The sequence below is a fragment of the Staphylococcus argensis genome (assembly GCF_002902305.1).
Classification (GTDB): domain Bacteria; phylum Bacillota; class Bacilli; order Staphylococcales; family Staphylococcaceae; genus Staphylococcus; species Staphylococcus argensis.
This window is the reverse complement of sequence record NZ_PPPX01000001.1, coordinates 1,155,883-1,169,079: the sequence shown is the minus strand read 5'-3', so window position 1 is coordinate 1,169,079 and position 13,197 is coordinate 1,155,883. Positions and strand designations below refer to the sequence as shown.

11 protein-coding genes are annotated in these 13,197 nt (G+C 39.0%); 6 read left to right on the top strand and 5 right to left on the bottom strand.

From position 1 onward, the window contains the following. Positions 1 to 17: 17 nt before the first annotated feature. Positions 18 to 926 carry a transglycosylase domain-containing protein gene (locus CD039_RS05620; protein ID WP_103371481.1) on the bottom strand — a complete coding sequence of 303 codons (909 nt, stop codon included), beginning with the start codon at positions 924 to 926 and terminating at the stop codon, positions 18 to 20. A 403-nt stretch (positions 927 to 1,329) separates the two neighbouring features. Here CD039_RS05620 and tyrS point away from each other — a divergent pair, with 403 nt between their 5' ends. Beyond that, positions 1,330 to 2,592: a tyrosine--tRNA ligase gene (tyrS, locus tag CD039_RS05615; RefSeq protein WP_103371480.1), complete on the top strand. Its 1,263-nt coding sequence runs from the start codon at positions 1,330 to 1,332 to the stop codon at positions 2,590 to 2,592. 489 nt (positions 2,593 to 3,081) lie between these two features. Here tyrS and CD039_RS05610 read toward each other — a convergent pair whose 3' ends face one another. Continuing rightward, the gene (locus CD039_RS05610) at positions 3,082 to 4,359 is read right to left on the bottom strand and encodes a S1C family serine protease (protein WP_103371479.1); all 1,278 of its coding nucleotides are present in this window, start codon (positions 4,357 to 4,359) and stop codon (positions 3,082 to 3,084) included. 162 nt (positions 4,360 to 4,521) lie between these two features. On the opposite strand from CD039_RS05610, the gene CD039_RS05605 reads away from it, so the two are divergent. The 3 genes from CD039_RS05605 to CD039_RS05595 all read left to right on the top strand — a co-directional run bounded on the left by CD039_RS05605 (position 4,522) and on the right by CD039_RS05595 (position 8,121). Next, a complete protein-coding gene (locus CD039_RS05605; RefSeq protein ID WP_103371478.1) occupies positions 4,522 to 5,139 on the top strand; it encodes a lysophospholipid acyltransferase family protein in 618 nt (205 codons plus the stop codon). Positions 5,140 to 5,373: 234 nt separating this feature from the next. Next, positions 5,374 to 6,855, top strand: coding sequence for an N-acetylglucosamine-specific PTS transporter subunit IIBC (nagE, locus tag CD039_RS05600; RefSeq protein ID WP_103371477.1), 1,482 nt, complete (start codon positions 5,374 to 5,376; stop codon positions 6,853 to 6,855). A 234-nt stretch (positions 6,856 to 7,089) separates the two neighbouring features. After that, complete coding sequence (locus CD039_RS05595) at positions 7,090 to 8,121, top strand: HAD family hydrolase (RefSeq protein ID WP_338112676.1); 1,032 nt, start codon at positions 7,090 to 7,092, stop codon at positions 8,119 to 8,121. A 274-nt stretch (positions 8,122 to 8,395) separates the two neighbouring features. Here the strand turns inward: CD039_RS05595 and CD039_RS05590 are convergent, their stop codons facing one another. Continuing rightward, positions 8,396 to 8,848 (bottom strand): SACOL1771 family peroxiredoxin, encoded by a 453-nt coding sequence (locus tag CD039_RS05590; protein WP_103371476.1) that lies wholly within the window; start codon positions 8,846 to 8,848, stop codon positions 8,396 to 8,398. Positions 8,849 to 8,923: 75 nt separating this feature from the next. Here CD039_RS05590 and CD039_RS05585 point away from each other — a divergent pair, with 75 nt between their 5' ends. After that, a complete protein-coding gene (locus CD039_RS05585; protein WP_103371475.1) occupies positions 8,924 to 9,697 on the top strand; it encodes a glycerophosphodiester phosphodiesterase in 774 nt (257 codons plus the stop codon). Between the two features lie 90 nt (positions 9,698 to 9,787). Here CD039_RS05585 and rpsD read toward each other — a convergent pair whose 3' ends face one another. Together rpsD and CD039_RS05575 are read right to left on the bottom strand one after the other, a co-directional pair. Continuing rightward, positions 9,788 to 10,390 carry a 30S ribosomal protein S4 gene (gene rpsD / locus CD039_RS05580; RefSeq protein WP_103371474.1) on the bottom strand — a complete coding sequence of 201 codons (603 nt, stop codon included), beginning with the start codon at positions 10,388 to 10,390 and terminating at the stop codon, positions 9,788 to 9,790. 228 nt (positions 10,391 to 10,618) lie between these two features. Beyond that, entirely contained in the window at positions 10,619 to 11,083 is a 465-nt protein-coding gene (locus CD039_RS05575; RefSeq protein WP_103371473.1) for a GAF domain-containing protein, read from the bottom strand. Between the two features lie 269 nt (positions 11,084 to 11,352). Here CD039_RS05575 and ezrA point away from each other — a divergent pair, with 269 nt between their 5' ends. Then, positions 11,353 to 13,059, top strand: a complete 1,707-nt coding sequence (gene ezrA / locus CD039_RS05570; RefSeq protein WP_103371472.1) for a septation ring formation regulator EzrA — start codon at positions 11,353 to 11,355, stop codon at positions 13,057 to 13,059. The last annotated feature ends 138 nt before the right edge of the window (positions 13,060 to 13,197 follow it).

Below are 13,197 nucleotides of genomic sequence, written 5' to 3'. Positions count from 1 at the left end.
TCAAATGTAAGCACGCTTTACTTAGCGGTTTGTAGATGCTGGGCAATATCATATTGCTTAGCTTGTTTATATTCTTCTTCACTAATTTTATTTTCAACACGCATGCGTCGTAGTACATAATGCTGACGATCAATACCCACTTGTAAACGCGCTTTCGTCTTAAGCGTGCCATCTTCATGATAAGGTGTATAAGTGTATGGACTTTGTAGTAAGCCGATAAGATAAGCAGATTCAGCTACATTGAGCTCATTAGGCGACTTTCCAAATAAACTATAGGACGCAGGGGCAATACCACTAATATTATTTCCTTTAAAATCTCTACCGAATGGTACGATATTTAGGTAAGTGTAGAGAATTTCTTTTTTACTCAATACATGCTCGGTGCGCATCGCTAAGACAATTTCGTTTGCTTTACGACTGTAGGTCTTTTCATTTGATAGGACTTGGTTTTTAACTAACTGTTGAGTAATCGTACTACCACCCGACGAAACAGGGGCATTAAAGATATCTTGAAACATTGCTCGGAATAAGGCTTTGGGCAACACACCTCTATGACGATAGAAAGATGTATCCTCTGATGCGAGTAGGGCATCTACCACATGTTTATTAACTGCGCGTGGCCCTACGACAAGACTATTGAGTGAATCATCATATTCGCTCGTCACATCTGAAACATCTCGGTTGAGCCCGTCGTCACCAGGAAAGTGGAGTAACTCGGCACGCAATTGATGATCAGAAATCTTGCTTTGAGCTTGCGTTAAGTGGTGAAAGTACAATAGTGTGACGATAAAGCTTAAACAGATGACTCCTGTCGCCACTAGAACGAGTAATGTGAGCCCTTGTTTAATACGATCGTAGTAGAAATCAAATCGAGCAAGCTTAGTATGCGAATGCTGTTCTGCCTTATTCTTGTCGTTACCGAGCATAGCGCACCTCCCAATTTATTTAAGATAAGTATAACATATTTGGAGTCATTGACTTTTAAAGCACTGTTACTTATAATATAAAGCAATTCGATATCTCTTTGGATTAGAGGACAAGTAGTGAAAGTCTATTATTTCAGAAAGCTAGTGGGTGATGCAAACTAGTATAATGGCTTTGACGAATACACCTCATTGTGAAGTTATAATCCAACGTTTCATTAATGAACGTATCATTAATAAAGCTGACTGAAAGTTAAGTATGGTGGTACCGTGCAATATGCGCCCTTACGTGATCGTAGGGGTATTTTTTATGTCTTTAAAAGGGATAAGGCGTATGCAAGGTTTGAGCTATAGCACTTTTTGTATAACATTTAGGTTAACTTTATAAAACTAGGGAGGAATCAACATGTCTAATGCATTAATTGAAGAATTAAAATGGAGAGGACTCATTTATCAACAAACGGATGAAGCGGGAATTGAAGCGTTATTAAATAAAGAACAAGTCACACTTTATTGTGGGGCAGATCCAACTGCAGATAGCTTACATATCGGCCACTTACTACCGTTCTTAACATTACGTCGTTTCCAAGAACATGGCCACCGTCCTATCGTCTTGATCGGTGGAGGAACAGGAATGATCGGCGACCCTTCAGGTAAATCAGAAGAACGTACGCTTCAAACTGAAGAACAAGTTCAACATAATGTTGAAGGTATTAGTCAACAAATGCATCGTTTATTTGAATTTGGTACAGAGAAAGGTGCCGTTCTCGTAAATAATAAAGATTGGTTAAGCCAAATCTCACTCATCGATTTCTTACGTGACTATGGTAAACATGTAGGCGTAAACTACATGTTGGGTAAAGACTCTATTCAAACACGTTTAGAGAATGGTATTTCTTACACAGAATTTACTTACACAATCTTGCAAGCCATTGACTTCGGTCACCTTAATCGCGAACTCAACTGTAAAGTTCAAGTCGGCGGCTCAGATCAGTGGGGTAACATCACTAGCGGTATCGAGCTCATGCGTCGTATGTACGGTCAAACTGAAGCGTATGGCCTTACGATTCCACTTGTAGTTAAAGCAGATGGTAAGAAGTTTGGTAAGACTGAAGGTGGTTCTGTTTGGTTAGATCCTGAAAAGACAAGCCCTTATGAGTTCTATCAATTCTGGATTAACACGACAGATGATGATGTTATTAAATTCCTAAAATACTTCACTTTCCTTGAGCATGATGAAATTGCGAAGTTAGAACAATCATTAGAAGAAGCACCGCATTTACGTGAAGCACAAAAGGCTTTAGCTGAAAATGTGACACGCTTCATTCATGGTCAAGAGGCTTTAGATGATGCAATCCGTATATCACAAGCTTTATTTAGCGGCGATTTGAAATCACTATCTGCTGATGAATTAAGAGCTGGATTTAAAGATGTGCCACAGGTTACTTTATCTAAAAACACAACGAATTTAGTTGAAGCGATTGTGGAAACGGGTATTTCTTCTTCTAAGCGTCAAGCGCGTGAGGATATTAGTAGTGGTGCGATTTATATTAATGGTGAGCGTGAGCAGGACTTGAAGTATGAGTTGAGTGATGAGGATAAGATTGAGGGCGAGTTCACCATCCTCCGCCGAGGCAAGAAGAAGTACTTTATGGTGACGTATGAATAAAGTTTATAACATGACATAATTTTCAATACTGCGTATTGTTTGGCGGTGCTTTCCTAGAGGGTCACACTCAACTAATTCTTTTCGCTCAAAGAGCTCAAAGAATGGATTTTCGTTGTGCCCTTAATCTCTCAGGAGTCACCGCCACAATACTTGTATTGAGAACTCGTATATGATTTAGAATTTATCTAAGACATAAAGCATTCTTCTTGGAGTTATATGTATTTTAGGGCGATTATACTAATATAGTATTGAATATGTGGTTATTATTGTTTGGCATGAATCAACACTACAATACTTTGTATTGAAAAGGGTGTTCGGTATAGTCCTATTAGTAAATAACACAACCATAAAGTATTCTTCTATGTATGTAACCGTGAATTTAGTTATCAATAGAAATATTATGTAAACTTAGATGTTTATATTTAAAATTATATCACACAGTAAAAGGGGGAACTTCAACATCTGAAGTTCCCCTCAATTTAGCGTTTATTATTCGAATGGATTAAAGAAGCTTTCGCTATCTTTTTCTTTTGATTTAGATTTGTGTTGTGACTTTTGTTCTTTAAGTTTAACTGAGACTGTTTTCTTCTTACCGTCGCGATCTAATGTTAATTTCACTGTGTCGCCTGGTTTTTTATGTTCGTAGAGGTAAGAGCGAACGTCTGTATCTTTTTCAACTTTTTCACCATCAATTTTCGTGATGATATCGCCTTCTTTAACTCCTTTAGCGCCTTCAACTTTAGCGACATAAACGCCTTTGTCTTTGTCGGTATCTAATCTGTCTTTGTACTCATCTGGAATTTCTTCTAGGTTGAGTAGGCCAACTCCGATAGAAGGGCGAGTGATTTTACCTTTCTCAACAAGTTGTTTAATCGTTGCTTGTACTTCGTTACTTGGAATAGCAAAGCCGATACCTTCAACTTGCTCGTTCGCAATCTTCATGGAGTTAATACCGACGAGATTACCGTTTAAGTCGACGAGTGCACCACCAGAGTTACCTGGGTTGATCGCTGCGTCAGTTTGAAGCACGTTAACTTTGTTAGGTCCTTCTGATGTTTGGGCATCGATTGTACGTTCGTTGGCTGAGATAATACCTGATGTTACTGAATTAGCGAATTCGAGACCTAGTGGGTTACCCATTGCGAAGACGCTATCTCCTGTCTTCACTTTACTAGAGTCTGCAAATTGAATGGCTTTGATACCTTTAGTATTATCGATTTTTAACACAGCCATATCTGTCATTGCATCTTTGCCTACAAGCTTTGCATCAACTTGTTTAGAGTTGTGTAACTGCACTTTAATCTTGCTTGCGCCATCAATGACATGGTTGTTAGTGACGATGTAAGCGTCTTTATTATTCTTCTGATAAATGACTCCAGAACCCACGCCAGCTTCTTGCGCTTTAGATTTCTTACCTTCGAGGAAATCTTCGAGGCTGTGAACTTTCTGCATGTTAACGACACCTACGATAGCTGGTGAAATATCGTTGACCATCTGATTGACGGAGTCGTATTTATCACTTTTACCGTCCATCGTATTGCCACTGCTACCACTGTGGGATTGATTAACTTTAGCGCCATCTTTCTCTGGCACAGTATGATCGACAACTTTCCCTATACCTAACACGATGAGCGCGCCGATGATTCCTGCGATGAGTGCAATGATTATCGTCTTAAACCAAGGGAATTTCGGTTTGTAACGCCTTGAACTCGGATAGGAGATAGAGTAATTGACGTTGTCTTGTCGTGTGTCTTTATTCTGAACCATATTAAACCTCCATTTTAATATTCATCTACTATTATGAGAGTTTTTGCAATATTTTTCTAGTAAATCACGTTACATTTCGAGAGTTTCAATCTTTTGTTGAGGCGGTATAGCGGAAATGGTAAAATTTAGTATTGTATAACAGTAATTAAAGTAGGTGAACGTATGTATAATTTTTGTCGAATTATCTTAACTTTTATCTTGATTAAGATTTGTAAAAGTTTAGAGGTTCATGGTAAAGAGAATATACCTCAACTTTATCGCTATGTCGTGACGTGTACGCATGAAAGCTATAATGAGGTTATCATGCTAGGTTTAGCTATCGCGCCAAACCAAATTCATTATATGGCGAAAAAGGAACTCTTTTATAACAAATATATTGGGAAATTCCTGAAATCTTTGAATGCCTTTCCGGTAGATCGTGAAAACCCAGGCCCAAGTACTTTGAAACAGCCGATCAAATTGTTGAAAAAGAATAAGACTGTAGGATTGTTCCCGGCTGGCCACCGTACGAAGAAAGATGAAGATGCACCATTGAAACGTGGAGCGGCAACCATCGCAATGATGGCAGAAACACCTATCGTACCAGCAGCTTATGTAGGCCCTAAAGACATCAAAGGATTATTCTTTGGTAAAGCGCATATTAAATTTGGAGAACCTATCGACACGAAGTCACTTCCTAAGTCGATGAAACGTAATGAGAAGTTAACTTACATCACAAAAGAATTAGAGAAACGTACGAAAGCATTACATCAAGAATTAGTTGAGACGTACGGAGATTAATTGTTCTTACGTCCGTTAATCTCACTACAATTGAAAAGTTGAACATAGAAGCTAAAGTGCGCAACTTCTGTCTTATCTGAATATTAGTCTAAGACTTGAGTTGTTGAACTTTAGCTTTTTTGTGTCGATTGAAGTTGTGCTATATGTCTTGCTGTGGTGCTATGTTAGTATAATATTGGTTATTAAGTTTGCACATTCAAATAACAATTAGAGATAGAGAAAAGAGGATATCGAATGTATAACTTTCTACAACGTTTAGGTAGATCACTGATGCTACCGATTGCAGTCTTACCAGCCGCTGCAATTATTACAGGTATAGGGAATTTATTGAAAGCACTTCAACTCTGGCCACATGTCGCTGAATTCTTTGCTCAGGGAGGTATGGCGATTCTCGATCAACTCGGCATACTCTTTGCAGTAGGGGTTGCATTGGGAATGGCGAAGAAGAACGATGGTGCAGTGACTTTAGCAGCTGTTGTCGGTTACTTTTTAACAACACAAGTGCTCAAGCCTGAGCATTTATCAGTGGTGCTAGGGATTGACGAGAAAGATGTCAACATGGCCTTTGAGCAAATGAATAATGGTAACGTCTTTGTCGGTTTGCTCGTCGGGTTAATCGCTGCATTTACATACAACCGTTTCAGTCAGACGGAGCTTCCTATGGCATTGTCTTTCTTTAGCGGTAAACGACTCGTACCAATCATGACAGCTTTCTTTAGTTTAGGACTAATCGTCGTATTGATGGTGGTTTGGCCATATATTTATGATGCGATTGTAACCTTTGCTAAATGGATTATTGGATTTGGACCAGTGGGTGCTTTCCTTTATGGATTCTTCAACCGTCTCTTAATTCCAACAGGTTTACACCACGCATTAAATTCTGTGTTCTGGTTTAATATTGCAGGCATTGATGACATACACAAGTTCCAGTCAGGACACGAAGCTGTGAAGGGCATAACTGGTCGTTATCAAGCAGGTTTCTTCCCAGTGATGATGTTTGGTGTACCAGCAGCCGCACTTGCGATGTATCATTCAGCTGAATCGAAACAGAAGAAGCGTGTATACGGTTTGATGTTAGCAGGTGCAGTTTCAGCCTTTATCACAGGTGTTACTGAACCGATAGAGTTTGCGTTTATGTTCGTTGCGCCATTACTCTTTGTCATCCACGCATTCTTAACAGGTTTATCTATGTTTATTGCTGCCGTGTTCCATTGGACAGCTGGATTCTCGTTCAGCGCAGGGTTGATTGATTATCTGTTATCTCTCGTCAATCCAGTGGCTAATCATCCATTGATGTTGGTTGTAGAGGGCCTCGTGTTCTTTATTCTGTATTACGTCATCTTCCGTGCCGTAATCAAGCTCTTTAATTTGAATACCCCAGGTCGAGGTACGAACTTACTTCAAGATCCTACAGCGGAAACGGATTCAACTTCTGATAGTAAAATGGACGTAGCATCAGGTAGCAAATATCATGCGATGGCTCAGCAAATACTTACAGGCTTAGGTGGAAAAGAGAATATTACATCGCTTACAAATTGTGCGACTCGGTTAAGATTAGAGCTTAAGGATAATCAACAGATAGATAAAGATAGGATTAAAAATGCTGGAGCAGTAGGTGTGACAACGAGTGGGCAACATAATGCCCAAGTAGTCATCGGTCCGCAAGTGCAACAAGTCGCAGATGAAGTAGAAAGCTTAATGAATGGTCAAGGATAACTATCACTTTTAACAAGTCACAGTTAAGAAGAGAATTGAATCAATGAGATTGAGAGCAAATAGTTCAGTGCTATTTGCTCTTTTACTATACAGATAGTAATATAGGCGTAGCACAGTTCAGTTATAAGGGAGTGGCATGGGAGAATGAAATCAATCTTGTTTGATGTAGACGGTGTCTTCTTAAGTTAAGATCGTTGTTTCGATGTCGCTGCACTCACAGTTTACGAAATTCTGATGAGTTCAGAGTACATCGGTCTACATCCTTCAATCGACTTCAGTCAGCTAACTGAAGAAGATATTAAAGAAATACGCGAACTCGTCTTTTACCAAGATGAGATTCTGCAACAGTTAAAATCAATGGGGCTCAATTCGAATTGGGACATGTTGTTTATCGTGCTCGCATTACATACAATTGAGATTTGTAAGTCGATTGACCCGAGAACGTTACAAGCCTTTCTTGAATCGGAAACAATCACTAGCGAAGCTTTACAATTTCTAGGACAGCATGTGAACGAAGTGGCACTCAACTTTGAGAGCCCCATGAAATTTTTACAACAAGTGAAGCATGGAAAGAATGAAATATTTGACGCTTTACAAGCACATGCTAAAGCGGCGTTGTACACAGATAAAGTAGATATGTTTGAAATGAGTAGATCATATTGGCAACTGGCTCAAGAGGTTTATCAAGAATGGTATTTAGGACATCAATTATTTGAAGAAGTGGAAAGGAAATCTGCTCAATCCACATTTAAAGCAGGCTATATTTATCATGAAGTGGTGCTCGCACCTGTTAAAGAAATTCAGACATTATTGCAAGATTTGGTAAATGCAGGTTATCAACTTGCACTAGCTACAGGACGACCCCGCACAGAAACTGAAGTTCCGTTTCGAAGTCTCGGCTTAAATGATTATTTCGATCAACAGCACGTCGTTACAGCGTCTGATGTCTTGAAAGCAGAACAAATATTACCTGAACAACGGCCGCTCGCTAAGCCTAATCCATTTACATATTTAGCTGCCTACTTTGGGAATGACGTGTCTAAATATAGTCAATATGCACAGAATCAAGTGCATCGACTCGAGGACGAAGAGGTTTATATCGTTGGTGATTCGTTAGCTGATTTACTTTGTGCGAAGAAGATAGGCGCCACATTTATCGGACCTCTAACTGGTTTAAAAGGTAAAGCGGCGAAAACAGAACTAGAAGATTATGGTGCAGACTATATTGTAGATGATGTGTTGCAACTAAGAAATATTTTATTGTAATTAGGAGCAAGACAGAGATTAGAGTCATTGCGTAGTCTTGCCCCGCGAGGTTGACTCGTATTTGAGATAGCGTCAGCTATCTCAAGTACAGTCAACAACTGCGACAAGCATGAGTTAATATATTTACAACAATTCAGTTCTATCTATATGAGTAGACTTCATATCTATAGGGTGTCCTTGATTTTTGTGCTACTCTTTATGAGTAAGACTGAATTTGAAATAGCGTAACAGCTTCTCAAATTCAGTCTATATTAATGTTAAGACGAAGCCCTTCTCAGTCCTCTAAGTATTGAATATTAGGCTCAATATCAATCGCTACGTTGCCACGTATAGAATTTGAAATCATACAGTTCTGATCTGCGAGTTTTAGTAGTTTTGATAGTTGACGATTGAGCCGTGTAGCGTCATCTTCATGTATTGTGATGGTTGGATAGTGGGTGATGGATTTCATTTTAAACTTACCTTGGTCTAACACAGCAGTACCTATAGAAGTTTGCGCTATCTCTACATCTTCAAAATGTGCACGCTCCAGCACGGCGGCAAGTGAAATAATATAACAAGAGGATGCAGCTGAGACGAGCATCTCGTCAGGGTTAGTGCCCACGCCTTGACCACCGAGACCGGATGGAATAGAAATAGATTCCTGAAGGACGTCGCCTTGAACTTCACCAACTGCATCACGACCGCCTTGCCAAGTCGTTTGTACCTTGAAATCATGTGCTTTCATGTGCGTTGACCTCCTCATGTAATGTGTTAAATTAAGTTTAGATGATTAATAGTGTAAATGAAAGAGTGAAGACTCATGACAGTCAAACAACTGATCACAATCGTTGCACATCGCGGCGATTCCTATAGCTTTCCTGAGAATACATTGGTCAGTATGGCGGCCGCACTTGAGACCGCAGCACCTATGATCGAAATTGATATACATATGACACGTGATAACCAGTTGGTCGTGATACATGACGAGAAATTAAATCGCACATGTAATCGCGTAGGGTATGTACGAGATTATTCATTAGCTGAGTTGAAGCGCTATGATTTCGGCATTTGGAGAGGAAAACATCATTCTAATCAGCGAATTATGACCTTTAAGGAAATCTTAGCATACATGCGAGATACATCCCGTCAGCTGTTAGTAGAATTAAAGTTACCGCATAAATACCCAGGTATTGAGCAGCAGTTAATCTCAGAAATTCGTGATCTGCAATTTCCTTATTCACAGCTAATCATTCAGTCATTCGATTTCAATAGTTTAAAGCAGTTACATCAGTTAGATGATGCACTTACGTTAGGCATATTGTTAAAACGCAAACATCTTTGGAAACGCTGGCCTCATTTAAAGGCTTATGCGCAAATCTGTAATTACATTAATCCGCATTTTAAAAATGTCACGCGGCGTTTTGTAAGAAAAATTCATCGACATCATGCGAAAGTGATGCCCTATACAGTGAATCGTCTCTTGCAAGGGTATCGGCTGTATCATAAAGGTGTGGATGGTTTGATTACAGATCGGCCGCAACTCATGTGCCAGCTCATACAGCGTTTAAGTGAGAATAGGGCAGGAGCAAAGTGAGAAGTGAACGATTGAATAATAGAATAGAAAGAAGTAAAGACCCGAGCAAACACCGTGTTTCGCTCGGGTCTAAATAGATAGAAAAAGTTATTATCTTGAGTAGTACTCAACGATAAGTTGTTCATTAATTTCAGCTGGTAATTCACTACGCTCAGGAATACGAACAAATTTACCAGTGAGGTTATCAGAATCAAATTCTAAGTACTCAGGTACGAAGTTATTGATTTCAACTGATTCGTTGATTACGTCTAATTTTTGAGATTTTTCACGTACTGAAATTTCTTGTCCTGGTTTTAAAGTGTAAGATGGGATGTTTACGCGACCACCATCTACTTCAATGTGACCATGACTTACTAATTGACGTGCTTGACGACGAGTACGTGCTAAACCTAATGAATATACCATTGCGTCTAAACGAGCAGCAAGTAATTGCATGAAGTTTTCACCGTGTACACCGTGTTGCTTACCAGCAAGTTCGAATGTGTTACGGAATTGTCTTTCTGTCATGCCATATAAGTAACGTAATTTTTGTTTCTCACGTAATTGTAAACCGTACTCTGACATTTTCTTACGTTGGTTAGGACCATGTTGTCCTGGAGCGTATGGACGCTTTTCTAATTCTTTACCTGTACCGCTTAAAGAAATTCCTAAGCGACGAGATTTCTTCCAGCTTGAACCTCTGAATCGAGCCATTATAAGACTCCTCCTTTTTCTTTTTTGTTGTTATGAATAACAAAAAAGAGTGTTGTATGCTTCAATCGATATGTTGTTTTATGTGTCCTCGCCTCATAGCTCCGGTTACACGGCACGTCCGCGTCGGGAACAACATAGAGCGATTCAATATACAACTGCTATTTTCGTTAATTCACACAAACTTAATTGTAACATTATCCGGCAGGGTGTCAATAGCTAATACCTATTTTACGTTAAATGATCTTCAATAATCGTCACGACGTCTTTAAGACCTTGTGCATCAGTTTCAGTGAATCGATGCGTCACAGGTGCATCAATATCAAGTACACCGATAATAGAACCCCCACGTCGTATAGGCACTACAATTTCTGATTGGCTATTTGGATCACACGCAATGTGTCCAGGGAAGGCGTTAACGTCGTCCACGAGTTGTACGGCGCCTTCGGAAACCGCGGAACCACAAACGCCTTTGCCAAGTGGGATATGTACACACGCAGGATGGCCTTGGAAAGGGCCAAGTAGCAGTTCTTCATTTTTAACAAGATAGAAACCTACCCAGTTGACGTTGTCGAGATGGTCATTGATTAACGCCGAGGCATTGCTGAGTATAGCGATTAAATCGTGCTCACCTTCAAGTAAACCTTTGAGTTGTTGCTGCAGCGCCCGGTAATTTGTAGTTGAATGTTGGGTCATAACTTTACCTCGATTCCTTTTTCTGTTTAGTATAATAACTATATATAGTTGAAACAATTATTTTAACCTCAACTTGTGGAGATTAAACTTTGTACTTTTTAAAAGGGTTAAATAGTGATGTTTAAAATTCTTTTAAGAAAGCGAAATGAAGAGTTGAAAGGGGTTAACAAATTTTTTGAAAATAATCTGACGTAAACATCTATTTTCTATTTAAATAGACAGCCGACTTACGTTATAATTAAAAATGATTAAATAGGAGGAGAAGACTTATGGTAATCTTGTATATTGTATTAGCAATACTGATCTTAATCGTTATTGCTGTTGGCGTCTTATTTTACATGCGCTCGCAAAAAACACGAATTATTGAACAAGCCGAGGAACGTAAAGAGAAGATTGAACAGCTTCCGTATGAGGATAGCTTAAATCAATTATCCGAGCTTGAAATGACTGGGGAAATAAAGGAGCGTTATAGACTATTACAACACAACGCTTCTGAAAGTAAGAATCAATATTTAGTCCCAGTTGAAGACAAGATTCAAGAAGCTGAAGCGCATTTAGACAAGTTCCGCTTTGCACAAGCACAAACTGAAATCGACGAAGCGCATGAGTTGATGGATAAATACGAGGAAAATTATAACTCTTTAACCACAGAAGTTGAAGAAGTCTTTTCCGTACATAAAGAAAACGATAAACTGTATGAAGCTTGTCAGACAGATTATCGTGAAATGAAACGCGATGTACTTGCGAACCGCCATCAATTTGGAGAAGCAGCAGCACCGCTTGAACAAGAAATTGAATCATTTGCGCCTGAACTTGATAACTATGTCACGCTTCAAGAAGAAGGGAATTACAATCAAGCGCATCAACATATCCAAACACTTCACGGGGATATGGAATACTTGAAAGCGGATATGGAAGAAATTCCTGATTTAATCCGTGAAGCGCAGAAAGAACTTCCAGGTCAATTCCAAGACTTGAAATATGGTTGCCGTGACTTGAAAGTGGAAGGCTATGATTTAGATCACGTGAAAGTAGATAGTAATCTACAGACGTTGAAGACGGAATTAAGCTTCGTTGAACCGATGATTAGTCGCCTTGAGTTAGATGAGGCTAATGATAAGCTCAATGCGATTAACGATAAGTTGGATGAAATGTATGACTTGATTGAACATGAAGTGAAAGCGAAGAACGAAGTAGAAGAATCTAAAGAAGTCATTACTGATAACTTGTTTAGAGCGAAAGACATGAACTACACGCTTCAAACTGAAATTGAATATGTACGTGAGAATTATTATATTAATGAAAGTGATGTTCAAAACGTACGCCAATTTGAAAACGAAATTCAAAACTTGATTTCAGTTTACGATGAAATCTTAAGAGAAATGTCTAAATCAGCAGTACGTTATAGTGAAGTGGAAGATAACTTAAAATACATTGAAGAACACGTAGCAATTATCAATGACAAACAAGAAAAACTTCAGAATCACTTAATTCAACTTCGTGAAGATGAAGCAGAAGCTGAAGAGAACATTTTACGTGTTCAAGGTAAGAAAGAAGAAGTTTATCGTCGCTTACTTGCTTCAAACTTAACGAGCGTTCCAGAACGTTTTATCATCATGAAAAATGAAATTGACTATGAAGTACGCGAAGTGAATAAGAAATTTAGCGTACGTCCAATTCATGTGAAACAGCTGAAAGATAAAGTAGCGAAAGTCGTGCTTCAAATGAATAAATTTGAAGATGAAGCGAACGACGTGCTCGTCAATGCTGTATATGCGGAACGCTTGATCCAATACGGTAACCGTTATCGTAAAGATGACTCCAGTATTGATAAAAGCCTTAACGAAGCTGAGCGTTTATTCAAGAATAACCGCTATAAACGTGCCATCGAAATTGCTGAACAATCTTTAGAATCAATTGAACCTGGCATCACGAAAAAGATTGAAACACAAGTAACAGAAGAACAGGATCTTTAATTTGAGTTACAATGCACCTCTCGAAAGTATGACAGAATACTTTTTGAGAGGTGCTTTTGTGTTGAGTGTGGTCTTGCCCAGTAGATGTGTGAATTCGAGATGAGTAACGCTATCTCGAACTAGGAGGCTATCGCTGCA